The sequence below is a fragment of the Aggregicoccus sp. 17bor-14 genome (assembly GCF_009659535.1).
Taxonomy (GTDB): Bacteria; Myxococcota; Myxococcia; order Myxococcales; family Myxococcaceae; genus Aggregicoccus.
Genome location: NZ_VJZZ01000005.1, coordinates 118,573 through 143,229, shown reverse-complemented (window position 1 = coordinate 143,229; position 24,657 = coordinate 118,573). Strand labels below are relative to the sequence as shown.

The window sequence follows — 24,657 nt, the reverse complement described above, 5'->3', positions numbered from 1 at the left end:
GCGTTGGAGTTGGCTTCGCACGTGGGATTTACGATAGCGACAAATTCGAGGGATTGAGCGTCGGCGTATTTGGTGCAGGCGGGGATGGCCCTAATATTTCCTTTTTCGCCGAGGGAGAGCCCGGGCAGTCGCCGAATTCGTACGGTGTTACCGTGGGCCTTGGCGGAGGCGTATCCTGGGGCACGCTCAATTGTGCTACCACTGTCAGGGCGCTATGAAGAGGACGACCTTCTCGGTATTTCCGACGTCGTTTCAGGAATGGGGGACGATGAGTTGCGTCATGCTCCTCATCGTTATCGCGCCGGGCTTTATCTCTCTTTCCTGGGGGATTGACCTTGGACGAGCCTACTGGGGCGTATGGGGGGGCTACGTCTTGTGCGCCGTAGCCCACGTTGTTCGTCGCGGAGTGCTCGTTTGGCTGCGGAGATCAGGAGAGCTGGCGCTGGTCGATCGACTTACGTTTGGCGCCTTTTGTCTTTTGGGCCCGGTTCTGTTTGCTTGGGCGTTCGCTGCTCGTCAGATTCATGGCCGTTAAGAAGTGCGAGCCAGCGACGTAGATCGCCGTCCCTGTAGCGCGCCAATAGGGGCTGACTTCTTGTTGGGAGTGACTGGCATGAGCCGGGTGCGTAGCGGCTTGCTTCAAACCATTGCATTTGGTCGACCCTGCCATCGTCGACCGAGGGGGCCTGCACCGTTTGTGAAGGCAACGCTCAAGGGCGTAGCGATTTGAGCAGGAGCCTTGCCCTGATCAACGGGAGCGATCTGCGGCAAGCACGGGGGCTCAGCCCCGCTTCGGCACGTCCATGCCGCGCTGCACGGCGGGGCGTGCGCCCACGCGCTCGAGCCACTTCCGCGCGTGCTCGCGGCCCTCGAGCAGCTCCGGGTACTGCGTCACCATGGCGTGCACCCACGGGTAGGCGGCCACGTCCGCCATGGAGTAGCCGCAGGTGGCCACGTGGTCGCCGGTCGAGAGCGCCTTCTCCAGCACGCCCATCAGGCGCTGGCTCTCCTCGGTGTAGCGCTGGATGGCGTAGGGGTTCTGCTCCTTCGCGTAGCGCCGGAAGTGGTTCATCTGGCCGAACATCGGGCCCAGGCCGCCCATCTGCCACATCACCCACTGGGTGACCTCGGCGCGCCCGCGCGTGTCCCTGGGCAGCAGCTTCCCGGTCTTCTCCGCGAGGTAGAGCAGGATGGCGCCGGACTCGAAGAGGGTGAAGGGCGCGCCGCCGTCCGCCGGGGCGTGGTCCACGATGGCGGGGATCTTGTTGTTCGGGTTGATGGCCAGGTACTCGGGGGTGAGCTGCTGGCCCTTGGTGATGTCCACCACGTGCACGCGGTAGGGCAGCCCCACCTCCTCGAGCGCGATGGAGGCCTTGCGGCCGTTGGGCGTGGTGAAGGTGTACAGGTCGATGGCGGCGTCAGGCATGGCGGCACTCCCTCAGGGGGCTACACCGGTGAGCTGGGCGCTCTTCGCCCAGAGCTTCTCTGCGAGCGCCTCGTCCTGCGCGGCACGGCTGGGGCGCATGCGGCGGCAGCGCGCGAAGTACTCGCCGCTCACCCCGGACACCTCGGGCGAGGAGGCGAGGTACACGCTGGTCTTCGCGCCCTCCTCGGGGGTGAGGAAGAAGGGGGCGAAGAGGCGGAACACGTGCCCGATGGCGCCCGCGTTGTTGCGCCCGAAGCCGGTGCGCACCACGCCGGGGTGCAGGCTGTTGGCCGTGACGCGGCCGCCGCGCAGGCGCCTCGCGAGCGCCTGGGTGAAGAGGATGTTGGCGAGCTTCGAGTTCGCGTACGCGCGCATCCCGCTGTAGCGCCGCTCGGCCTGCAGGTCGTCCAGGTCCAGGCGCGCGCGCTGGTGGGCGCGGCTGGCCACGTTGACGATTCGCGCATCTCCTCCCGCCTCCAGCGCCCCGCGCAGCAGGTGCGTGAGCAGGAAGTAGGAGAGGTGGTTGGTGGCGAAGGTGGCCTCCAGCCCGTCCTCCGTCACCTGGCGCTTCTCGTAGATGGCGCCCGCGTTGTTGAGCAGCACGTGCAGCGCCTCGTGACGCTGGAGGAAGGCGGCCGCGAGCGCCCGCACGTCCTTCTGCCGCGAGAGGTCCGCGAGCAGCAGCTCGGCGCTCACTCCGGGCGCCGCGTCGCGCACCGCCTGGAGCGCCGCCTCGCCGCGCGCGGCGTCCCGGCCCACCAGCACCAGCGTGGCCCCCTGCCGGGCGAGCGCCTTGGCGGCCTCCAGCCCGATGCCGCCGGTGGCCCCCGTCACGAGGCACACCCGCCCCGCCATGGTCTTGTTCGCGTCCATGCCCCGCGTATAACGGCCCGCGTCCGCGCCCGTGCGCGCGGGTGGCAGGGCCGTTGGATCTCCAACGCTCCCGGGCGCCCCGCCGAACGTGGGCCCCCTGCGGGCGGGCAGATGGGGAAGGCTGGAGCTTGGAGAACCAATGAACCCGCTGCAGCGCAACAACGTGAAGGTGCTGGGCAGGGGCTCAGCGAGCTCCAGGACGATGGTGTTCGCGCACGGCTTCGGGTGCGACCAGAGCATGTGGCGCTTCGTCACCCCGGCCTTCCTGCAGGACTGGCGGGTGGTGCTCTTCGACCACGTGGGGGCGGGCGGTGCGGAGCCGCGCGCGTGGGACCCGCGCAAGTACGCGAGCCTCTCGGGCTACGCCCAGGACGTGCTGGAGATCGCCCAGGCGCTCCAGCTGCAGGACGCGGTGTTCGTGGGGCACTCGGTGAGCGCGATGGTGGGCGTGCTCGCCTCCCTCCAGGAGCCCCAGCGCTTCAGCCGCCTCGTGCTGGTGGGCCCCTCGCCCTGCTACGTGAACGACCCGGCGACGGGCTACGTGGGCGGCTTCTCGCGCCAGGACATCGAGGGGCTGCTCGAGTCGCTCGAGAGCAACTACCTGGGCTGGAGCAGCCAGATGGCGCCCGTCATCATGGGCAACCCGGAGCGCCCCGAGCTGGGCCAGGAGCTGACCCACAGCTTCTGCCGCACCGACCCGGACATCGCGCAGCACTTCGCGCGCGTCACCTTCCTCTCGGACAACCGCACGGACCTCGCGCGGGTGTGCACGCCCTCGCTCCTCCTGCAGTGCTCCGAGGACGTCATCGCGCCGCTCGCGGTGGGGCAGTACCTGGAGCGCCACCTGCCGGGCAGCGAGCTGCACGTGCTGAAGGCCACCGGGCACTGCCCGCACCTCAGCGCGCCCGAGGAGACGGTGGAGGCGATGCGCGCCTACCTCGCGAGGGCCGCGGCTGCATGAGGGACGGCACGCCGCGCCCCGAGCAGGACCCCTTTCGTGCGCTGCGCGAGGAGAGCGCCGAGGAGCTCTACGAGAGCGCGCCCTGCGGCTACGTCTCCACGCTGCCGGACGGCACCATCGGGCGGGTGAACCGCACCCTGTGCGGCTGGCTGGGCGTGGAAGCCGGCGCGCTCGTCGGCCGGCGGCTCCAGGAATTGCTCACGGTGGGCGGGCGCATCTTCTGGGAGACGCACCTCGCGCCCCTGCTCGAGATGCAGGGCTTCGTGAGCGAGGTGCACCTGGACCTGCTCGGAGCGGGGGACGGCGGGCAGCCCCTGCCGGTGCTCGCGAACCTGGTGCAGAAGCGCGACGCGGAAGGAAGGCCGCTGTTCCTGCGCGCGAGCCTCTTCAACATCTCGGACCGCCGCAGCTACGAGCGCGAGCTGCAGGGGGCGAAGAAGCGCGCGGAGGCTGCCGCGCGGGCCAAGGCAGAGTTCCTCTCCATGGTCAGCCACGAGATCCGCACGCCGATGAACGCCATCGTCGGCATCAGCAGCCTGCTGCAGAAGACGGCGCTCTCGCCGCAGCAGCAGCGCTACGTGCGCATCCTCGGCTCCTCCTCCGAGCAGCTGCTCTCGCTGCTCGACAGCATCCTCGACTTCAGCAAGATCGAGAGCGGCAAGGTGGCGCTGGAGGAGCAGCCCTTCGACCTGCGCCAGCTCGCGTTCCAGACGGTGTACGGCTTGAGCGGGCGCGCCGAGGAGAAGCGGCTCGCGGTGAGCGTGGCGGTGGACGAGCGCGTGCCGCACCTGCTGCGCGGCGACGCGGTGAAGCTGGGCCAGGTGCTCACGAACCTGCTGGGCAACGCGATCAAGTTCACCGAGCAGGGCAGCGTGGGGCTCGGGGTGCAGGTGCGCGAGGAGTCCGCGGCGGAGTCGAAGTCGGGCTCTGGGGACGGCGTGCTGCTCGACTTCGAGGTGACGGACACGGGGATCGGCATCCCGCCCGAGCGCGTCGGCGCCATCTTCGAGGAGTTCACCCAGGCGAGCGCGGACATCGGCGTGCGCTACGGCGGCACGGGGCTGGGGCTCGCCATCTCGCAGCGCCTGCTCGCCCTCTACGGCAGCCGCCTGGCCGTGAAGAGCGAGCCGGGGAAGGGCTCCACCTTCTCCTTCAGCCTGCGCCTGCGCGTCGAGCGCGCGCAGGCCCCCCTCGCCGCGGTCCCGAGCGAGCCCGCACCGGTGCAGCGGCTGGACGGCCTGCGGGTCCTGGTGGCCGAGGACAACGAGATCAACGTCTTCATGCTCACCCAGTTCCTGCGCCGCTGGCGCGTGGACTACGACGTGGCGGTGGACGGGCGCGAGGCGGTGGAGCGCGTGCAGCGGGCGCCCTACGACGTGGTGCTGATGGACCTGCGCATGCCGGGGCTGGACGGCTACGCGGCCACGCGCGCCATCCGGCAGCTCGCGGGCGAGCGCTACCGGCACCTGCCGATCATCGCCGTCACGGCGTCCGCGCGCATCGGGCTGGAGGGGCGCCTGGACGAGGCGGGCTTCAGCGACTTCATCTGCAAGCCCTTCCGCCCCGAGGACCTCTTCGCGAAGCTGCAGGTGCACAGCGCGCCGCACCCGCAGGGGGCGCTGCCGCCGCCCGCGCTCGGCGAGGGCGAGGCGATGAGCCTGCCGCGCTTCGACCTGCGCCGCCTGCTCGCGCTCACGGAGGAGGACGCCGAGGCGCAAGGTGAGCTGGCGCGGCTCACCCTGAGCAGCCTGCAGAAGCACCGGCGGGGCCTGCGCGCGGCGCTGCGCAGCGTGAACCACGAGGAGTTCGACTACCACCAGCACAAGCTGCGCGTGACGGTGGAGCTGCTGCAGGCGCACGGGCTGCGCACCGCGCTCGCCCGGGCGGCGCAGCTCTTCGAGGAGCGCGTGGAGGAGCCCCTGCTGCTCGAAGCCGCGGCGCGCGGCATCGAGCAGGAGGTGGACGCCATCTCCGAGGCGCTGCGCGCCGGGGTGGCGTGACCCGCGACGTCGAAGGTCTTGTGAATGGACTCCTCCCGGAACCCGCGGGAGCCGCGGCGCTGCCAGCGATGAACGAGGGCCGTGCAGCCGTGTTGTGGAAGGAAGCCGTGCACACCGGCTTGAGCGGCCTTCTTGGATGCGTCGATGCCTCGAGTGGCACTGCCAGGCGGGCAGCCGCTTCAGACTCTCACGCTGGCGTCGCAGCTTCGCGCTTGCCTCGCAGCCGATTCGAACCAGCGTGGTGTCGTGCGGCACTCTGTGCGGCCTAGAGAGAAGCTGTATCAAACACGCTGACTGCTAGCCCGAAGCGTAGGCTCCCAAAGCGCGGATGCGAAATCTGATCACCGGAACGTCGGCTGCCCTAGGATGCAGCGTGACACCTGTCGGTCCAGGCTGTCAGTGAATACTCGATTTGATGTTATTTAGGTTGTCTGTTAAAGCCGCGACGCTGCGCGGGGTGGCAACACTTCCCAAACCAGCGAGGAGGGGAGTGTGCGGAACTTGAGACGGCACGGCTTTGTGCAGGGATGGCTATTAGCGGCAGTGCTGCTGCTGGCGTGCGAAGGAGGCGGGGGCGGGGGCGCGGCGCCGGGGCCTGCGCCCCTCTCGGAGCACCGGTTCAGAGAGACTGCTAGCAACAGGCTCGAGGTAGGAGAGTCCTGTGCTGTAGGCGGTGGTCCTTCGTGTCTGTCTGGCCTTTGTGGGCACTTCGAGCCCGAACCTGACAAGGGCTGGCTTTGTACATCGCGCTGCGCTCCGCAGGACCAAGGGCAGTGCCGCTCTGGATGGAGTTGCCAGCAGGTTGTTCCGACGAGCGATGGATGGATGTGTGTGCCCCGACCCATCGAGAGTTCTGCCAACCCGTAGCGCTCACCTTGACTTCTCCGACCGCGCGCCCAAGCACCCGAGTGTTGAGCCCCAATGGCGCGACTAGGCGGCACTCCCAGTTGCCCTGTGTCTTCTTCGAGGTCGATGTGACCGTTGCTCGCCAATTCCATGTCTCGCGAATGCACCTCATCCGTCTGAGGATGCTACTTGTTGCCTTCGCCTGTTTATTTGTGGCCGGGAGAAGTTGGGCCCAGGTGAACTATTGCGAAGGGAAGGTTTCGGACTGCCCAGAAGGGCCGGTTTATTGGTTTTGGAGTTGTCCGTGCGACGGCAGTGAATGCAACAACACAGGGTTTTCGTGCGGAAACGACAAGTTTGGGTGTACGCCTGCTGCCGCAGTTGGCTTGGTCGGTAATAGTTGCGCGTCGGTATGCGTGTATGGAAGTGACTGTACGGCACCAAATGGCTGCCTCGGCTCATGCCAGATGGACCCCTCCTACAAGGTCACTTGGCGGGTCGAGGCCGACGGCAGCCTGCACGGGTACCAAAACCAACCGCCGACCACGTACTGCAAGCCGAAAAGCGAGCTGTGTGCTCCTGTTGAGGCGCTCGCAGATTGCTCGGATGGGAAGTGTGCCTGCGATGGCAAGGGTCGTACGGCCTACGTAACAGACCCAGTGAGTGCCTACTCGGGTCGCAGCCTGCTGCTCGAGGACGACGCCGACGTCGTAGGCGGTGTGGCCGGGCCGCTGAAGTTTAGCCGCACCTATAGCTCGTCTGCCGATGCTTGGGCCTCGAGCGATGTGGTGACAGGCGCACCTACGCCTTTCGGCTCAAGTCCGAGCAATGCCAGATCGCTTCACTGGTGGCACTCGTATTACAGCGCCGTCTACTTCGAGGGCAGCGAATGGGCACTGCGCCAGCCGACCGGCCATCTGCTCCGTTTTGTGCCCTGTTCGGGAACCCCCTGTACGACCCAGGCCGCAAGCGGCAATGCCGATGCGAAGGAGCGGCTTCAGCGCACGGCCGCGGGATTCCTTCTCTTGAAGGCCGACGGTCAACGCTATGTTTACGAGTCGGGTTGGGCCGCCTCCGGCCAGTCCGTCAGTCGCTACTTTCTTACTCGCATTGAGTCGCGTAGCGGTCAGCCCATTGCCACTCTCACATACGCACTGCCGCGCGATGCGCTGGGGGCGCTACTGAGCTGCCCTACCAGTAACACGCCGGCCGTGCCGTATCTGTCGCACGTCCAAGGGACTGCCGGTGGTTTCTCTTTCACGTATCGCAAGGTGGGTACTGCGTGTGTCTTAGGGCAAGTGCTTCTCGACGGAGATCCCACCCCTGCCGTCGCCTATGCCTACGCAGTAGATGGCAGTGGTACTGAGCAGCCCGGCTTGTTGGCGAGCGCCATCACGGCCAGCACCAGTCGCTCGTATGCCTACAGCGCTTCAGCTTTCACCGCATCTGTGGGCGGACTACCAGTCGTAAAGCATGAGTACAACTCCGCGGACGGCACCGTCACGAATGCGGTGGGCGGCGGAGAGGCGTGGACGATGTCCGAGGCAACGCTCACGGCGTGCCAACCTGGCAGTGACTGTGGCGGCCGGAAGCCTCATGCGCGCGCCATGGTGGACACCGACGCCGGCACCGGTGATGGCCGGGACGCTGTTTCCGCCCTCACTCGCGTGGTTGAAACTCTCCCGCCAGGCGCCGTTACGCAGGAAGCTCGCCTCTACCAGACGACAGACAGCTGTGACGGAGGCGCGGCCTGCAGCCCTGGCAGTGAGCGCTACGAGTGGGCGTCCGCCGACGGCGGCCTCCCCGGACGTCTCGTCGGACACAAGGACAAGCGCGGCAACTGGGAGGCGTACCAGTACGCCATGGGGGGGCCTGCGGACGGCGGCACCCCGCAGCTGGAGAAGCGCAAGGTGCTGCGCGGTGCGCTGAGTCCGGACGGCGATGGCGGTGTCGAGGAGACTGCCTACGAGTACTCGTACGGACCCAACGATGAGCAGCGTCCGGCGCGCGAGCTGCGCAGGAGCACGGTGGATGCCTCCGTCACGGTAAGCACGACGTATGGCTACGACAGCGCCGGCCGGCAAAATGCAGTCATCCGGATGGGATACACGTCCACCAGCGTGGAGAATGGGGACGCCGGCACCCCGGTGCCGCCGTCCGTGCACTACCTCGGCACCTTCACGGACTACGACTCTCAGGGCCGCGCAACCCGCGTGCGTGGCCCCTGCTACGTCGACAGCACCACCGCGTCCGGCTGTCCCGCGACGGATGCGCCGCGCACCGAGTACCGCTACTACGCCGACACGGCCGCAGGCCCGCTGCGCAACCGCCTCGAGTGGATGCACGTGTATCCGCAGGGAGACGCAGGGACGCCGCTGTCGACGCATTACAAGGCGTACGACGCGCGCGGCAGCGCGACGCAAGTCGAGGATGCGAACGGCGTCACCACCTACCTCACCTACGTGAATGGCCAGGTGGCCACGCGCAGGGTGGGCAGTTCCACGGCCCCGGCCACCACCAACACGTACGAGAACGGCCACCTCACCTCGGTGCAGTACCCGGCGGGCAACTTCGCGGTGTACTGCTACCGCGCGGGGACAACCTCTTCGTGCACCGGCGGCACTCCCACGGACAAGCTTCAGTGGAAGGCGAAGGCTGGGGCGGCCGACGGCAGCGGCTGGGCAGAGCGCGTCGTTTACTCCTATTGGCCGGATGGCACGGTGAAGCAGGAGAGCTACCAGGTGTCCAACGCAGGCACCGCTGAGACGCGCCGCGTGGTGCGCTACGCGGCCGACGCCCACCGGCGTCCCACCTGGCAGGGGGCGGGTGACGCCGATTTGCCGGCGGCCCTCGCAGCGACGAAGTCCTACGACGGCGCGGACAACCTCACGGGCGTGGGCCTCGCCTTCAATGCGCCGCCGGCCCTGTGCAACGTGGACCCGGCGACCGGCATGCCGAAGGGCAACGTGGACCCGGCGACCGGCATGCCGAAGGCTAAGGAAGAGCGCTGCAGCGCCCTCGCCTACGACCGGGCGAACCGCCTTGAGAGCGTTACCGAATACCCTAACGCGGGCACGTCGCAGCGTACCCTCTTCACCTACGACGCCCAGGGCAACGTCTCGGGCGTCAAGGTGGGTTGCGCGGAGAGTGACAGCTACGCGGACTGCACGCAGCCCGCGGCGACGTACCTCCACGACGACTTCGGCCGCATCATCCAAGTCTCGCTGCCAGACGCCTCGGGCCCCGTGCGCTACGTCTACGACGCGCGGGGCAACATGGTGGAGAAGCAGACGGCCGCCATGGCCGCCATGCCCCCCACGAAGCCGGAGGCCGAGTACCTCGCCTATAGCTATGACTCCCTCGGGCGCCTCAAGCGCGCAGAGCGGCGCGCGGTAGGCTCCACGGCGGCCCCGACGCTCCTCTATGCCTTTGGCCACGACTCAGAGGGGACAGTGCCCGCAAACTGCGCCGCGCTGGACGTAGCAACTGCGCGAACGCAGGGCCGGGTGCGCTACCAGTCGGACTCCTTCGGCACCACCTGGTACCGCTATGATGAGGAGGGCCGCGTCCTTGCCGAGGTCCGAGTGCGCACCCGCGCTACCGCGTGCAGCGGTCTCAATACCCTCTACACGTACACCGCCAACGGCAGCCTGCAGAGCCTCACCTACCCCTACGGCCGCACCGTCACCTACCAGTATGGCCTGGGAGGCAATGCGGACCGCATCACCGGCGTGCAGGTAGCCTTGCGCGGGGGCTCCGGTTGGACGACGGAGCAACTGCTGAGCGGCGTGCGTTGGGAGCCCTACGGGAGCCTGCGCGGTTACACCCAGCACCACACGGCGACGGGCACTACCAGCACGGTGGAGTACGCGCTGGGCAAGAACTCAGCTACTTCCGTCAGCACCTGCACGCCCAACACGGCACCGCTCGATGGCACCGGCCGTATTCAGGCGCTGCGCGTGTCGACCGGCGACGCGGGTACCTCCGCGGGTGACATCTACCAGCGCGCCTACGGCTGGACGGCGGACCAGGTGACGAGCTCCGCGACGTGCGTGCTGCAGGGAACTGCCCACGTAGAGAGTTTTGACTACGACCGCACGCTGCGACTCACCTCGGCAACCCGCATGGCTGGCAGCGCGGGCGCGTACGCCTCCCGCGTCTACGCCTATAACAAGCGTGGACTGCGCACGAGTGGCACCGTTGAAGATGGGGCTGCCGTGGTTCCGACGTACGCGCCTACGCCCCTTGTGGACCGGCTTCTCTCGGTGACCAGCGGCAGCCCAGGCTCTCTCTGGGGCTATAACTATGCGTACGACGCAGATGGACGCGCGCTCATAAAGATTTGGGGGCCCTCCGACACCGGCCCAGGCCTCTTCTCGGTTGGATTCGAGTACGGCCCGAGCGCCTCCGTTGCAACGGATACCGTCTTCCGAGCGGTGTCTGTAGGCGGCGCTTACTACAACTACTTTTATGACGCCCGGGGGCGCCGGCGCCTGAAGGAGAGTCCGACGGGGGAAAAGAACGAATTCTTCTACGACACCGGACACCAGATGCTGACGGACGTGGGCCCGACTTCGCCTTTCGTGCCGACTTCCTCCCAAGAGGCAGGTAACGACCCACCTTCGACTTTCACGGCGGAGGACTACGTCTGGCTCGATGGCCGACCGGTGGCCCTGGTGCGCAGCGTGCTCGACTCCGGCTATGTGCAGCAGTCGGACGGGTTTGGGCGCTGCGCCCGCAACTGGGACGCCGCCCCATGTGGCGTCTACTTCATCGTGACCGACCCGCTCGGCAAACCCGTGCTGATGCTCGACTCGAGCCGTCGGGTGACAGGCGTAGGCGAGTATGACCCCTTCGGCCACGTCAATCGCGTCGCCGTGCGCGCCGAGTCCCCTCACCCGTTCGAGCAGGGGGCGCCTGCGATGCCGCTCGCCACCCTGACGCAGCCCACCGGCAGCCCGCAGCTTGCGCAGCGGCAGCGCGTGCTGCTGCACACGCTCGACCTCGCCAACAACTCGGTGGACATCTCGTACGTAACACAGGCCGGCCCGCAGACGCTGACCATGCAGGGCCGCGGGCTCGGGCACGTCTGGTCGGATTGGTACTACCCGGAGACCGAGACAACAAATGTTTCAGTGGGGGACGGCTGCATCGAGGTGTGTGGTGGATTCGATTGCTACGAGCAGTGCGAGTCATCCCCTCCAGTGGTCATCCCGCCTGAAGGCGTGGTGATCGAAGGCTACGAGTACCAGCGCTTCCAGATAGGCGCGCAGCCCTTTTGGACACCCCTCCGCTTCCCCGGGCAGTACCACGACGCCGAGACCGACCTCTTCGAGAACTGGAACCGCTACTACGACCCGAGCATCGGGCGGTATCTGCAGCCGGAGCCGATGGCTAAATTGGACCCTAAGGCGTCCGCTTGGCCGACTTATGCCTACTCGAAGAGCAATCCCGTCAAGAACACGGACCCTACTGGGCTGTTCAAGGTGAGCAATCCATACGAATGTTCTAACTGGAACGCTGCAGAGTGGCTCGCTCTGAAGTGGGCTGGCTGCCTGCCAGATGGAACAACCGACACATCCTGTCAATGCCAGTCGGCACTCGCTGCGTGCAACGGGGATGGCCTCTGCGATGTTTGTGCCGTGCTTCGTCGTGGCACTGGCCCGGATGCCTATTTTGATGATTTGGGGTTGATTCCGCGAGGATACCCAATGTTTACGGCACCGACGGGCCTGTACGGTACGCGGGCTGCAGAGAGCACGATAGGGTGGCTCTCGTACACCTTCAACGATCACATGTGCGAAGACTCGTCATACATCTTCGATTTGGCCTCGACTATCCTACATGAAGCGACCCACGCGTGTAGCTACACTGGAGTGCGTGGGTCGAGGGATACAAACACGTCGCAAGCTTTCTTCTTTCCGCCCGCTTCCGGTTGCTCGGCGCAGGAGTTGGAGGCCAAATGCATGCCCAAGAAGCGGTGGTAGCTAGAACGCATCGTATGATTAGCCTTCTCGTTGCTGCCACTCTCGGGGTTGCTCTGGGGGCATCCTGGAGCATCATCCGAGTCGTGCACCGCGGCTACCGTGTGGACACGAATCAAGCAGGGTGTGCTGTCGCGGTGGCCGAGGAGATTCATTTCCTGGGAGTCCGAACACGAACGACTGAACACGTGGAGTGGGTGTCGTGCGGCAAGTCTGGAAAAATCAGTGATCTCGATACGTTTTACTGTGCTTGCCAAAGGTGACGCATTTAAGGCTGCCGCCTGACAGCGGATTCGCGAGTTCGCCTCCAGTCAGCAATGTCTGGTCGAATTGGTACGAGCCGACGGGCTCCTCCGTGGACGTCACCCTCGTGCGCCCGAGCCAGTCGCCCCCGCCCCCTTCCGATTGCCCAGTCGTGTGCAATGACCTCTGGTGTTGGTCGGACTGCGGGACTTCAAGCATGGCGGCATCGCGGACGATGGCGCTAGGTTGTGTCTGGCGGATGCCTAAACCGGCATTGATCGTCGGTTCAAGCATCGTTCGAGGAGAAATTCCCCTCGGAGCTGAGCGCCGCGCGACGACGTAAACAGGCGCGGATGGCGGCTGAAACGATCCGTCAGACACTGCCTAGGGGCGGCCGCTCCTAAACAAGACATGGCTTTCCAGACGACGGCGCTGGAGTCCGCTGCGCCTCAGCAAGGTGTGGTGCTCGCCGCCTATGAATACCAGCGCTTCCAGCGGGGCGCGCAGCCCTTTTGGACGCCCCTTCGCTTCCCCGGCCAGTACCACGACGCCGAGACCGACCTCTTCGAGAACTGGAACCGCTACTACGACCCCAGCATCGGGCGGTATTTGCAGCCGGAGCCGATGGCGGCGGTGGATTCCAAGGCAGGGGCGTGGCCCGCGTACGCGTACGTGAAGAACAACCCTGTGAAATCCAGTGACCCGACAGGCCTCTACACCCTCGACCCTAGGGCCACCTGCGATAACTGGGGACCTGCACTGAAGCGTGCGAGGGAGGTAATGGGCTGTGATGCCGGCAGTCAGTGCAATTCTGAGTGCAAACCGCCATGCAACATCTGCGAGTATCTCAAGGACGGTACGCTTCCGATCGTCTGGGTTGCCAGAAAGGGGGAGCTGGGACAGGACTACGGTGGAAACGGACCGTCCAACGTTCTTCCCGGCGGCGTCGGAGTCGCCTTCAATTCATACTGGTGCGACGGAACTACCCCTCTAGCCAAAGAGATTCTCGCTCAGGCGATGGTTCACGAGGCGTTTCATGTGTGTAAATATCTTCAGGGGATCGACATTTGGGCGACGAATGATAGCTGGTTGCGATTGAGCGAAAACATCAATCTTGGTCCAGCAGATCCGAAGGACATCACCGATCGGTGCTTTAAGGGGAAGTGAGTAAATGATGCGCACCATCGTGTTGATTGCGGCGCTCGCTCTCGCTGGCGCCACAGCATGCGGAACGCCATCCGCGGACTCAGTTCCACATGAGGGTAGTTGCCGCCGTGATTCCGACTGCGCGTCTGGCCTCAAGTGTCAGAAGAATCGGCCGCAATTTCTAGCGCTGTTCCGCAAAGGAACGTGCGCTCCAGTCTGTGAGTCCGATATAGACTGTGGCGAGGGACGGACCTGCGTGCGGCTCGAGCAATTGCTGTACGGCGCGTGTTTTAGCGCGCCCGATCGGCGTGGCATCCCCTAGCTGCGGTGCCCATGGCGTTGGACATGTAGGAAAGGGCCCTTGGGCGTGCGACGTCGATGCAGAAGCCCTGAGGGAGGGAATTGGGGTGAGTGAAGTCGGCGGCGCATAACGTGTTCCTTTCGCCCCACCCAGCTGCTCCGAGGGGCTCACCCAGCCAAATCTCAGGCAGGGTTTTGCCCCGCCGAACGACGAAGGGTGCGGGTCGGCACTTTGAGGGCCATGGCGATCTCCCGCCAGCTCCGGCCTTGCTGACGGAGCCTGTGGACTTCATCGAGGTCCACCTCTCGCTTCGGGCGTCCCAGCGCCTTGCCACTTCGCGTCTTTCCTGTCGCCTTCACCCGCGCAATTCCCGAGCGCACGCGCTCACGAATCAGCTCGCGCTCGAACTCGGCCAGCGCTGCGATGAGGTGAACGAGCAGCCGACCGGTGGGCGTGGTGAGGTCGATGCTCTCGCGCAGGCTGATGACAGCGCAACCGCAGGCGGCCAGCTCGTCGAGGAGGACGAGGAGATCTCGCAGGCTGCGTCCGAGACGGTCGAGACCGAAGACCATCACCTGACGCACCTCGCCCGCGCGAGCGGCCCGCTTGAGGGCATCCAGCGCAGGACGGCTGGCCTTGGCACCTGAATGCCCGAGGTCGATGAACTCACGAGGGGCGGTCCACCCACGGGCCTCAGCTGCGCGGCGGAGGGCATGGAGTTGCGCCGCGCCGTCTTGGTCGGCGGTGGAGGTGCGGATGTAGAGCGCGTACGTGGAGAGTGCGCTCATGCGGACCCACGGGCTGGCACACGGTGAGGAGGTCGCCGACCCAGAGCACGTCGCCGGGCTCGATGAAGTCGAAGACGTAGCTCAGGGACATCGCGAGGCTATTCGTCTCGGTGGTGTTCTTGCGCCGCAGGGCTCGCATGGCGCTCAGCTCGCGAGCGATCTCCACGCTCCGCCAGCCCATGGCTCTCAAGTGCGCGCGGCGCGCGCAGCACTCGGCGGCGGAGGGCATCTCGCCGGCCCAGACGTCGAAGTACTCGGTGCGACGGAGGCCGGTGACGCGGGGCAGGGTAAGCAATCGGCAGGTTCCTCCGGCCCACCTGAGTAACGCTCCGCGAAGGCTAGGGGCCTGCGGTTGCCAGTGTCGGGGACCGATGCCCCCACCTGCACAAGCTGCGCGTGACAGTGGAGCTCCTGCAGGCGCACGGGCTGCGCACCGCGCTCGCCCGGGCGGCGCAGCTCTTCGAGGAGCGCGTGGAGGAGCCCCTGCTGCTCGAGGCCGCGGCGCGCGGCATCGAGCAGGAGGTGGACGCCATCTCCGAGGCGCTGCGCGGCAGCTGACCGGTTGCAGATGCAACCCAGTGGCAGGTGGCAGGAATTTCGCGCGCGCTGATGCGGCGCGTCGTGCTTCAGTCGACAAAACCGCGCCATCTTCCTCCCCCTTGGGGCCGTGCAGCTCGGCCCGGGAGGAGGCACCGTGAGACGCACCGCGAGGACGTGCGCGCGCAGCCTGGGGCTCGCGCTGTTGTGGGGGTGGTGTCTGGCAGGGGCGCTGCCTGCGCATGCGCAGCAGGCCGCGTCACCGGACCTCATCGACGACTACACCACCTACAGCTACGCGAAGATCGCGGACTTCACCCCGGCGGTCCTCCCGGTGACGCGCACCTTCCCGCGCAACATCAAGAGCCTCAAGCTCACCATCGTCGGCGGCTCCGCGGACGACCTGGGCTACGTGGGCGGCATGCTGGTGACCACCGTGCCGGGCTGCAGCCGGGGCGTCGGCCAGGTCGCCTCGCCGGTGGACGTCACGAGCCAGGTCGCGGTGAGCGGCAACACCGCGTCCTTCACGCTCACTGCCATCGAGACCTGTTGCTGCTACACCGGCTGGGGCGGGGCCAGCTTCCACTGGCAGGTGGAGCTCGAGCCCGCGTGCAACGAGCAGCTGTGCAGCGCGCAGTGTGCTCCCGGCACGCCGGATCTGGTCCCCTCGACGTCGCTGTCGTGGAGCAGCAAGCACACCGTGTCGTGCGGGCCGCTGGGCGGCGATGCGGGTGCCGGCATCAAGTTCAAGGGCGCGGGCAGCTTCGACCCGGCCCAGTGCGCGGGCGGCTGCAAGTCCAAGGGCAAGGGCTCCGGCCAGTTCGATGCCGAGCTGTACGCGTGCGGCATCACCGCGACGGCGAGCGGGGCGGTCGAGTACGAGCAGAGCTCCACCTTCGAGAAGTCGTGCAACATGGACGCCTGCGGCATGCAGTGCGACCCCAACCGCTACTGCACCGACGCGAGCAGCGTCTTCAGCGGCAAGGTCGAGCAGAGCGAGTCGGTGAAGACCTTCGCGCTCAAGAACCGCGTCTTTTCGCGCGGCAGCCGCAGCTTCGGCGTGAGCGGGAGCTGCGAGGCGAAGCTGAAGTTCAGCGGCGGGGTGAAGGGCGGCGCCAAGAGCCAGGAGAACCATGGGTCCGCGAACGCCGCGTGCCGCACCTGCACGGGCGGCACCGGCGAGGCGAGCCTCGAGGGCGCCGGCTCCGGCGGCTGCAAGGTGGACGTGAGCGTGGGCAGCCACAAGCTTGCACTCGACTGCAAGGACTGCATGGAGCTGAAGCTCGCCACCACGTTCAAGGGCTCGCGCGACGACTGCGGCGGGGATGGGGCGCAGAACTGCGCCGGCTCCTCGGTCACGGCGTCGGCGAAGGCCGGGCTGCCCAAGGCCTGCCGCACCTTCTTCGGGATGCGGGTCAAGGCCAACTACGACTGGAAGTTCGACCTGACGTGCGCGGGCGACTCGTGCGGCCAGGACTTCGCGTGCACCCCCAAGGCGGATGGCTCGGCGAAGCTGTCCATCGACTACAACACCAAGTGCTAGGGCAGCTCCCGAGGACCGCGACCATGAACGCTCCCTTCCGCTACGCCCTTCCGCTGTCGCTCTCCCTGCTCGCGGCCTGCACTGCCACGCAGCCAGAGGACGCCGCCCCCGTTCCCGCCACCCGCGCGCAGGCGCTCGCCCAGGCTCCCAGCCGCGGCTTCAGCTGTGACCCGCTCGAGGTGCGCAGCGACACCGAGCTCGCCACCGTCGAGGGCGCGCCCGCCGATGCGCTGGTGCTGCGCCCCACCGGCGTCGCCTGCCGCTACCACCTGCTCTACCGCGATGGCTCCGGCAAGCAGCACATGCTCAGCCAGTCGCCCGGCATGTACCTGCTCGCCGACGCGCGGGTGCTCGCGAGCGCGGGGCGGCCCGACACCACGCTGGTGTGCGCGACCGACCTGCAGCACGCGCGCGCGGCCGTCCCCTCGGACGAGCCGGGCATCGAGAACCGCGCCATCACCTCCACCGCGGTCATCTGCGCGGCCGCGCGCGACGGCAAGTGGAGTCAGACGAACGCGGTCGTCACCGGCGGCGCGGACTGGGCCGCCTGGGTGCTCGAGGCGGGCGCCGACGAGGCGGACCCGGACGTGTTCTGGGTGCGCTGGACGCGCGACTCCACCTTCCAGCCCCTCGCGCTGGACGACACGGGGCGCCCCGCCGACGACGGCATCTACCGGACGCGCTTCCGGCTCGTGCAGGGCCGGGGGCCGGTGGCGCTCGACACCACGAAGGTCTCGGACGCCACCGTGGAGGTGACGGTGACGGGCGAGGAGTAGCCCACTGCCGCGCTCCGACGGCTCAGGCGTCCGCCGGGGCGCCCGCGTCGGAGCGCGCGCCGGTGCCCGCGGGGCGGCGCTCGCCGTGCAGGTGGCTCTCGAGGAACCAGAGGTCCAGCTCCACCTCGCCCAGAATCTGGGTGAGCAGGTCCACCGTCACCGGGTCCTTGCAGTCCTCGGACTGCTGGATGCCCTCGCGGATGCTCGCGCCGTAGCGGGCGAAGCGCTCGGTGAGGGCGATCATGTGGTCCTCGCCGTTCACCGCCTTGAGGTCGTACTCGGGCAGCTCGCTCGCCTTCGCGGCGAGCCGGATGGTGCCCTGCGCGTAGCCGCCCAACGTGCCCGCGCGCTCGGCGAACTTGTCCGCCTGAAGCCGCGCGTGGTCCGCGAGCTGATCGAAGAGCTCGTGGCGGCTGATGAAGTGCTTGCCGCGGATGTTCCAGTGCGCCTGCTTGATCTGCCAGTGCAGGTCGATCGCGTTGGCGAGCTGCGTGTTCAGCATGTCGGTGAGCTCCTCGCGCGCTTCGGACGGGAGGTTCACGTGGCTGGGGAATTTCATCGGTCGCTCCAGAGGGTGAGGGCGGGGGTTCGGGTCGAGACCGCGTCGCCCCTACAGGGTGGCGACGCGCCCCCGGTGCGCCAACCAACCCGGGCCGAACCTTGGACGCGGAAGCCCGCCTGCCCGGCGAGCCGGTTGACGCGCTGCGCCAGCGGCTCTATGCCCCCGGAGATGCGCTCAGCCCTCGCCTTCCTGGACCGCGTGCGCGCGGTGTCCCCGCGTGCCGCGAACCTGCTGCTCTCCACCGCGGTGCCGCAGGTCATTCCGTCGGCCGCCGGGCTGGGCTTGAGGGTGGAGGAGCTCTCGGACGCGCGGGCGCGGGCCTCGCTGCCGCTCAAGCGCCGCACGAAGAACCACGTGGGCAGCGTCTACTTCGGCGCGCAGATGACGCTGATGGAGATCACCATGGGCCTGGTGCTCTTCCGCCACTTCCCACCCGGCCCCTTCGGGATGCTGGTGAACCGCGTGGAGGCGGACTTCCACGCCAAGGCGAAGGGGCGCGTGGTCGCGGTGTGCGAGCCGGGCGAGAGCGTGTCCGCAATCTCCCGCGCGCTCGCGGACTCGGGCCGCGCGGAGGTGTGGGTCACCGTGCGGCTGCTGGACGCCGCGGACGAGCGCCCCATCACCACGGCGCGCTTCCTCGCGGCGGTGCGGAAGTTCGAGAAGTAGAGGCGCTCAATCCCTCACCCTGACCCTCTCCCAGAGGGCAGGGCGAGCGCATCTAACTGAAAGAGATTCTGGGCACTTGGCTGTTGGCGTCCGATGGGGCGAAAGCGGCTGAGTGCACAGCGAGTCGTCGAGTTGGTGGCGCGCAACTTCAAGGTGTTGAAAGACAGGCGGGTGGAGCGCACGAAGCGACACCCCCTGCTCAACGTCCTGGTGCTGGCGCTGTGCGGCGCCGTGTGTGGCGCGGACGGCTGGGATGAGCTCGCGCTGTTTGCGAAGTCCAAGCGCGCACTCTTCAGCAAGGTGCTGCCCCTCGCGCAGGGCACGCCCAGCGCGGACACCTTCCGCCGCGTCCTCAGCAGCCTGCACCCGGCGCGCTTCGAGGAGTGCATGCGCGCGTGGGTGGCCGCACTCGCCGAGGAGTTGGCGGGGCAGGTGGTGGCGCTGGACGGCAAGGCGGTGCGCGGGGCCCTCTCGCGCGCAACCTCCGGCGCCCTGCGCCCCTTGCACCTCTTGCACGCGTGGGCGGCGGAGCAGGACTTGCTGCTGGGGCAGGTGGCGGTAGCGGGCGCGCCGGGGGAAGTCGCGGGCCTGCCCGCCCTCATCGGGCTGCTGGACGTGCAGGGCGCGGTGCTGACGGCGGATGCCAACGGGTGCACGGGCGACGTCGCGGCCGCGGCGCAGGAGGCCGGCGCCGACTACGTGCTGTGCCTCAAGGGCAACCGCGAGAAGCTGCACGGGCACGTCGTCGCCCTCTTCGAGGCGGCAGGGCCGCACCCCGCGGGCACGCACGTGACACACGCCGCGGGCCACGGGCGCGAGGAGGTGCGGCGCGTCTCCGCGCTGCCCCTCACCGACTGGCCCCTGAAGGGGCCGCGCTGGACGGGCGCGGGCACCTGCGTGCGCGTGGAGCGCCACCGCGGCGGCGGCGTCGGGGCGAGCCTCGAGGTGCACTACTACCTCACCAGCCTGCCGCCGGACGCGGCGCGCCTCGCCCACGTCATCCGCACCCACTGGGGCGTGGAGAATGGCCTGCACTGGGTGCTGGACGTCGCCTTCAACGAGGATAGGCGCCGCATCCGCGACGCTGCGGGCGCGCAGAATTTCGCCGCCCTCTCGCGCCTCGCCCTCGCGCTGCTCAAGCGCGAGGCCAGCCTCAAGGCGGGCATCGCCGCCAAGCGCAAGAAGGCAGGCTGGGACGACGCCTACCTCCTGCAGGTGCTCAGCGCTGGAATTGCTGAAGTTTAGATGCGCTCGCCCTGCCCAGAGGGAGAGGGGACACTCGGGAGAGGGGACCTACAGCCTCGAGACGACAGGGGGCCGCTGCTCGGCCTCCTCGAGCATGAAGTCCACCACCGAGCGCCAGGTGCGCTCGAAGCCGAAGCGGCGGAAGCCCGAGCCGCTGATGAGCCAGTCCACGTGCGGCGGCGCGTGGCTGGGCTCGTCGAAGTGGCCGATGACGTCCAGGTGGTCCGCGTTCACCGCGGCGATCACCTTGCCGTAGGGCTGCGAGCGCGTGGGCACGATGCCGTCGCTGTCCTCGGGGCGCGGCAGCTTGCCGTAGGCCTTGAGCAATACGGCGGACTGTTCGGGCTGCAGGCGCGGGAAGTCCAGCTCCTTGAGCCTTCCTGCGCGCCCGTAGAAGAGCGAGAAGATGCTGTGGGTGAGCTGCGCGTAGGGGTCCAGCCCCGCGCTCAGGCGCCCGCGCAAGGAGGGCGGCCGCGCGCGCGTCACCACGCTGCCGTAGCGCACGCCCGGGCGGTCCGGCGTGGCCGCGTTGAACAGGTCCATGTTCTGCGGCGTGAGCTGCGGGATGAGGCTGGTGTCCGAGCCCACCTCCTTGAAGAACTTCACCAGCGCCTCCTGGCGGTCCTTCGAGAAGTCGCTCAGCAGCTGCCCGAAGAGCTGGTCCAGCAGCGTCTGGCGCCAGCCCAGCTGGTCGTCCGCCTTGGCGAGCAGCCCGCCGAAGCGGAACACCACCGAGAGTGGCAGGCGCCCGAAGCGCAGCGCGTACACGGTGAAGAGGCTGGTCAGCTCGAGCAGCCGGTGGCCGAAGAAGCCGAGGAAGAAGGACGCGAGCGGCGTGCCCACGTGCGGCGTGGCCACGCACACCACGCTCTTCACCTTCTGGGCCCAGGGCTCCACGTCCAGGCCCTCGCCCAGGCGCGCGCCCGGAGTCACCAGCAGGCGCGCATCCAGCCCGCCGGTGGAGTGGCCGATGAGGTGAATCACGCTCTCTTCATCCGGCCCCTCGGGGGTGCCGCTCGTCTCCTTCAGCGAGGAGAGCAGGTCCGCGGCGCGCGCGCGGATGGAGGCGGTGGGGTGGCTGAGCACCGTGTGCACGCGGGCCTCGAGCCCACGGCGGCGCAGCTCCTCCTCGAGGAAGTCGCGCACGTGCCCGAAGTACACGAGCTCGCCCAGGTTCGCGAAGCCGAAGAATCCCGGGACGAGGTAGACATGGTGCTTCTTCGCCATCGTGGGGTCGCACCCTAACCGGTGTCGGGCCGCGCTGCGTCATCCGAAGATGACGCGCCCGCTCGGCCGCTTCGTGCAGCTCCCACACTGCGGCACACGTGGACGCTAGAGTGCCCGCTCATGGCACCGCTCACGCTCGTCGTCGGCTCGAAGAACTACTCCTCCTGGTCGCTCCGCCCGTACCTCGCGCTCGCCCACACCGGGCAGCCCTTCGAGGAGGTGGTCATCGCGCTCGACGCGCCGGACACCGCGGCGAACATCGCGCGCCACTCGCCGAGCGGGAAGGTGCCGGCGCTGCGCCACGGAGAGCTCACGGTGTGGGACTCGCTCGCCATCTGCGAGTACGTGGCGGAGCTCTTCCCCCAGGCCGGGCTGTGGCCGAAGGACGCCGCGGCGCGCGCGGTGGCGCGCAGCGTGAGCGCGGAGATGCACTCGGGCTTCCTGGCGCTGCGGCAGAACTGCCCCATGAACATCCGCGCGCGCAAGCCGGGGGTGGGGCTGCAGGCGCCGGGCGTCGCGCAGGACATCGCGCGCATCCAGCAGCTGTGGCGCGAGTGCCGCACCCGCTACGGCGCGGGCGGCCCCTTCCTCTTCGGCGCCTTCAGCATCGCGGACGCGATGTACGCGCCCGTGCTCCACCGCTTCGTCACCTACGGCGTCGCGCTGGACGCGCAGCTCTCCGCGTACCGCGACGCGGTGCTGCAGCTTCCCAGCATGCAGGCCTGGACGAAGGCCTCGCTCGCCGAGCCGCCCGTGGGCAAGTACGAGTAGCTAGAGCCCCAGCTCCGTCAGCTGCGCCTCGAAGGCGGGCGCGGTGGTGAAGAGGCGGCCGCGGATGCCCAGCGCGTCCGCCGCCGCCACGTACTCGGGGATGTCGTCGAAGAAGGCCGCCTCGTGCGCCTCGCAGCCCGCGCGCGCGAGCGCCTCGCGGTAGATGGCGGGCTCGGGCTTCACGCTGCCCACCTCGCAGCTGAGCACCAGCGCGTGGAAGCGCTCGAGCACCGGCAGCAGCGGCTTCAGGTACTGCACGTGCAGCACGTTGGTGTTGCTCAAGAGCACCACGCGCACCTGGCGCACGAGCCGCTCCACGCGCGGCAGCACCGCGCGGTGGAGGGTGAAGTGGCAGTTCCAGAGGCTGAAGAACTCGTCCGCGGGCAGGCTCACGCCCAGCGCGCGGCACACGTCCTCGCGGATGCCCTCGCCGTCCAGCTCGCCGCGGTTCGCCGCCGTCCAGCCCGCGCCCATGAGCCGGCGCTCGGCCTCGTCGGGGGCGAGCCCCGCGCGCGCGCCGAGCCTGCGGAACAGGAGCCCGTTGTCGTGGAAGGCGAGCACGTTGCCCAGGTCCAGCAGCACGGCGCGCGGAGGGGGGAATGCGGTCATCGCAAGGGGTCCACGGGGCGGCCGGTGTGCTCTCTGCCGAGGCCGCCCCGGGCCCGGGTCAGGAGATGGGGATGCGCCCGTGCAGCTCGCGCTCGGGCACGTGGGTGAAGTCGGAGTTGAGGTCCATCACCACGCGCTGCTGCACCTTCTGGCTCAGCTCGCGGCGCAGCATACCGAGGAAGCCCGGAGGCGCGGCGATGACGAGCTGCTCGAAGGCGTGGCTGTCCACGCCGCGCTCGAGCCGCGCGGAGAGCTCGCGGGCGAAGCGGCTGAACTCCACGCTCTTGCGCACCTGCGGGTCGTTCTCCGGCTGCGGGCCGTGCAGGGTGCCGGCGTTGGGGTTGTCGCGCTGCTCCAGCAGGTCACCCGCGTGGGCCCGGCTCTCCTCGTGGAAGAAGTCGTCGATGAGCTTCCAGTCATCGCCGGTGGCGTCCGCGGAGAAAAGCCGCGCGCGCGAGGCGTTTGCCACCAGAATCCACAGTTTGTCCGACATGGGGTGCTCGCTCCTGAGGGCTGAGGGAAGGCTGCCGAGGCAGGGCCGGCGCGCGTGCTGTCTGCTGCCACTGCCACGCGCGCCGCTGCCTTGAAGCTAGGCATGGGGCGCGCGGACGTGAGGGCAGCGCGGCAACCTCGGCCCGGGCCGCGCCCCTCCTCCAGCGAGCAGGCGGGCGGGCCCCCGGCGAGAGGGAGCGACACGCCCGCAGGCCCTCCGGGCGGGCTGCTCGCGGTCGGCCAGGACCCTCGCCCGCAAGAGGGCAGCCTCCCCGGCCGCGCGGCACCACATCCCGAGGCCCGGGCGAAGGTGTCGGGACGCGCAGTGGCGTGGACGAGGAGGCTGCCCCTCCTTCCCTTGCGCGCAGCCGGGGACCTTGGATCTCGCCGCGGCCGGGCCTCTCCAGGCTGTGCGGCAGCGAACGTTGACGCGCGGCGCTGCCCGCAGGCCGCCGGCCGTGGCATACCGGGGGCACTTCCCACAGGAGGCGCAGGGTGAGCAACGCGGGTGAGCAGGCAGCGGCGTGGCTGGGCAGCAGGCTCGAGGAGATGGAGGGGGCGCTGCGCGCGCTGGTCGAGGTCAACAGCTTCACCGACAACGTGGAGGGCGGGCGGCGCGTGGGGGCGCTCCTGCGCGAGCTGCTCGTGGTTCCGGGCTTGAGCTGCGAGGTGGTCTCCAGCACGCGCTACGCGGACCACCTGGTGTTCCGCTCCGAGGGGCGCGCGGGAACCGCACCCGTGGCGCTGGTGGGCCACCTGGACACCGTGTTCCCGCCGGGCAAGTTCGAGGGCTACCGCGTGGACGGGGCGCTGCGCCGGGGGCCCGGCGTGCTCGACATGAAGGGCGGGCTCGTCGTCATCGCGTACGCGCTGCGCGCGCTGGCCGAGACGGTGGGGCTCGCGAAGCTTCCGCCCCTGCGCCTCGTGGTGGTGAGCGACGAGGAGGTGGGCAGCCCCGAGGGCCAGGGCGTCATCCGCCGCGCCATCGAGGGCGCGGACGCGGCGCTGGTGTTCGAGTCGGGCCGCCAGAACGACCTCATCATCACCCGGCGCAAGGGCACCGGCGCGGTGAAGGCGACGGCGCACGGCAAGGCCGCGCACGCGGGCAACGCGCACCAGGAGGGGGCCAACGCGCTGTGGGCGCTCGCGCGCTTCATCGACCGCGTGCAGGGGCTCACCGACTACCCGCGCGGCCTCACGGTGAACGTGGGCAAGGTGGTGGGCGGGCAGGGCAAGAACACCGTGCCGGACCAGGCGGTGGCGGACGTGGACCTGCGCTTCTGCACCCGCGCGGACGGCGAGGCGCTGGTGGGCCGCTTCCAGGAGGCCGCGGCCGAGGCCGCCGCGAGCGTGCCGGGCACCCGCATCGAGGTGCAGGGCGGCGTGGCCCGCGAGCCGCTCGAGCGCACCGAGGCGAGCGCCGCGCTGCTGCAGGCCTACGGCGCCTGCGCCCACGCGAGCGGGCTGGGCCACGGCGAGGCCCCGCTGGTGGGCGGGGGCTCGGACGCGAGCACCTCCTCCGCCATGGGCATCGCCTCCATCGATGGGCTGGGCCCGCGCGGCAAGGGCTTCCACACGGTGGAGGAGTTCATCGAGGTGGACACCCTCATCCCCAAGGCCCAGGCCCTCGCGCGCTACCTCGCCTCACGCTGATGCTGTAA

General features: G+C 68.6%; 19 protein-coding genes. 12 read left to right on the top strand and 7 right to left on the bottom strand.

The window, feature by feature from the left end; all coding sequences use genetic code 11:
• Positions 1-781 precede the first annotated feature (781 nt).
• Positions 782-1,426, bottom strand: coding sequence for a glutathione S-transferase N-terminal domain-containing protein (locus FGE12_RS11550; protein ID WP_153866481.1), 645 nt, complete (start codon positions 1,424-1,426; stop codon positions 782-784).
• Positions 1,427-1,438: 12 nt separating this feature from the next.
• The gene (locus FGE12_RS11545; RefSeq protein WP_228530745.1) at positions 1,439-2,299 is read right to left on the bottom strand and encodes an SDR family oxidoreductase; all 861 of its coding nucleotides are present in this window, start codon (positions 2,297-2,299) and stop codon (positions 1,439-1,441) included.
• A 139-nt stretch (positions 2,300-2,438) separates the two neighbouring features.
• On the opposite strand from FGE12_RS11545, the gene FGE12_RS11540 reads away from it, so the two are divergent.
• The 5 genes from FGE12_RS11540 (at position 2,439) to FGE12_RS30920 (ending at position 13,801) form a co-directional block, all read left to right on the top strand.
• On the top strand, positions 2,439-3,260 hold the full coding sequence (locus FGE12_RS11540; RefSeq protein WP_153866480.1) for an alpha/beta fold hydrolase: 822 nt from the start codon (positions 2,439-2,441) through the stop codon (positions 3,258-3,260).
• Positions 3,257-5,260: a PAS domain-containing hybrid sensor histidine kinase/response regulator gene (locus FGE12_RS11535; protein WP_153866479.1), complete on the top strand. Its 2,004-nt coding sequence runs from the start codon at positions 3,257-3,259 to the stop codon at positions 5,258-5,260. The genes FGE12_RS11540 and FGE12_RS11535 overlap by 4 nt, the downstream gene beginning before the upstream one ends.
• A 1,313-nt stretch (positions 5,261-6,573) precedes the next feature.
• Positions 6,574-12,093 carry an RHS repeat-associated core domain-containing protein gene (locus tag FGE12_RS11530; protein ID WP_194797802.1) on the top strand — a complete coding sequence of 1,840 codons (5,520 nt, stop codon included), beginning with the start codon at positions 6,574-6,576 and terminating at the stop codon, positions 12,091-12,093.
• A gap of 651 nt (positions 12,094-12,744) precedes the next feature.
• On the top strand, positions 12,745-13,500 hold the full coding sequence (locus tag FGE12_RS11525) for an RHS repeat-associated core domain-containing protein (protein ID WP_153866477.1): 756 nt from the start codon (positions 12,745-12,747) through the stop codon (positions 13,498-13,500).
• A gap of 4 nt (positions 13,501-13,504) precedes the next feature.
• Positions 13,505-13,801: a hypothetical protein gene (locus FGE12_RS30920; protein ID WP_153866476.1), complete on the top strand. Its 297-nt coding sequence runs from the start codon at positions 13,505-13,507 to the stop codon at positions 13,799-13,801.
• Positions 13,802-13,962: 161 nt separating this feature from the next.
• On the opposite strand, the gene FGE12_RS11515 is transcribed toward FGE12_RS30920, so the two are convergent.
• Positions 13,963-14,568 (bottom strand): recombinase family protein, encoded by a 606-nt coding sequence (locus FGE12_RS11515; RefSeq protein ID WP_153866475.1) that lies wholly within the window; start codon positions 14,566-14,568, stop codon positions 13,963-13,965.
• Between the two features lie 396 nt (positions 14,569-14,964).
• On the opposite strand from FGE12_RS11515, the gene FGE12_RS11510 reads away from it, so the two are divergent.
• From FGE12_RS11510 to FGE12_RS11500, 3 genes are all read left to right on the top strand, one after another.
• Positions 14,965-15,126: a hypothetical protein gene (locus tag FGE12_RS11510; protein WP_153866474.1), complete on the top strand. Its 162-nt coding sequence runs from the start codon at positions 14,965-14,967 to the stop codon at positions 15,124-15,126.
• Between the two features lie 136 nt (positions 15,127-15,262).
• Positions 15,263-16,648, top strand: coding sequence for a hypothetical protein (locus tag FGE12_RS11505; protein WP_153866473.1), 1,386 nt, complete (start codon positions 15,263-15,265; stop codon positions 16,646-16,648).
• Between the two features lie 23 nt (positions 16,649-16,671).
• Positions 16,672-17,424 carry a hypothetical protein gene (locus tag FGE12_RS11500; RefSeq protein ID WP_153866472.1) on the top strand — a complete coding sequence of 251 codons (753 nt, stop codon included), beginning with the start codon at positions 16,672-16,674 and terminating at the stop codon, positions 17,422-17,424.
• Positions 17,425-17,446: 22 nt separating this feature from the next.
• Here the strand turns inward: FGE12_RS11500 and dps are convergent, their stop codons facing one another.
• A complete protein-coding gene (gene dps, locus FGE12_RS11495) occupies positions 17,447-17,983 on the bottom strand; it encodes a DNA starvation/stationary phase protection protein Dps (RefSeq protein WP_153866471.1) in 537 nt (178 codons plus the stop codon).
• Between the two features lie 171 nt (positions 17,984-18,154).
• Between dps and FGE12_RS11490 the strand changes: the two genes are divergently transcribed.
• Together FGE12_RS11490 and FGE12_RS11485 are read left to right on the top strand one after the other, a co-directional pair.
• Complete coding sequence (locus FGE12_RS11490; RefSeq protein WP_153866470.1) at positions 18,155-18,652, top strand: PaaI family thioesterase; 498 nt, start codon at positions 18,155-18,157, stop codon at positions 18,650-18,652.
• Between the two features lie 93 nt (positions 18,653-18,745).
• The gene (locus FGE12_RS11485; protein WP_153866469.1) at positions 18,746-19,897 is read left to right on the top strand and encodes an ISAs1 family transposase; all 1,152 of its coding nucleotides are present in this window, start codon (positions 18,746-18,748) and stop codon (positions 19,895-19,897) included.
• 48 nt (positions 19,898-19,945) lie between these two features.
• Here FGE12_RS11485 and FGE12_RS11480 read toward each other — a convergent pair whose 3' ends face one another.
• Entirely contained in the window at positions 19,946-21,124 is a 1,179-nt protein-coding gene (locus FGE12_RS11480; protein ID WP_153866468.1) for a triacylglycerol lipase, read from the bottom strand.
• Positions 21,125-21,244: 120 nt separating this feature from the next.
• Between FGE12_RS11480 and FGE12_RS11475 the strand changes: the two genes are divergently transcribed.
• Complete coding sequence (locus tag FGE12_RS11475) at positions 21,245-21,895, top strand: glutathione S-transferase family protein (RefSeq protein WP_153866467.1); 651 nt, start codon at positions 21,245-21,247, stop codon at positions 21,893-21,895.
• On the opposite strand, the gene FGE12_RS11470 is transcribed toward FGE12_RS11475, so the two are convergent.
• Both FGE12_RS11470 and FGE12_RS11465 read right to left on the bottom strand, forming a co-directional pair.
• Positions 21,896-22,504, bottom strand: a complete 609-nt coding sequence (locus FGE12_RS11470) for an HAD family phosphatase (RefSeq protein ID WP_153866466.1) — start codon at positions 22,502-22,504, stop codon at positions 21,896-21,898.
• Between the two features lie 58 nt (positions 22,505-22,562).
• Positions 22,563-22,997: a host attachment protein gene (locus FGE12_RS11465; RefSeq protein WP_153866465.1), complete on the bottom strand. Its 435-nt coding sequence runs from the start codon at positions 22,995-22,997 to the stop codon at positions 22,563-22,565.
• 494 nt (positions 22,998-23,491) lie between these two features.
• Here FGE12_RS11465 and FGE12_RS11460 point away from each other — a divergent pair, with 494 nt between their 5' ends.
• The gene (locus tag FGE12_RS11460; protein WP_194797800.1) at positions 23,492-24,649 is read left to right on the top strand and encodes a M20/M25/M40 family metallo-hydrolase; all 1,158 of its coding nucleotides are present in this window, start codon (positions 23,492-23,494) and stop codon (positions 24,647-24,649) included.
• Positions 24,650-24,657: the final 8 nt, after the last annotated feature.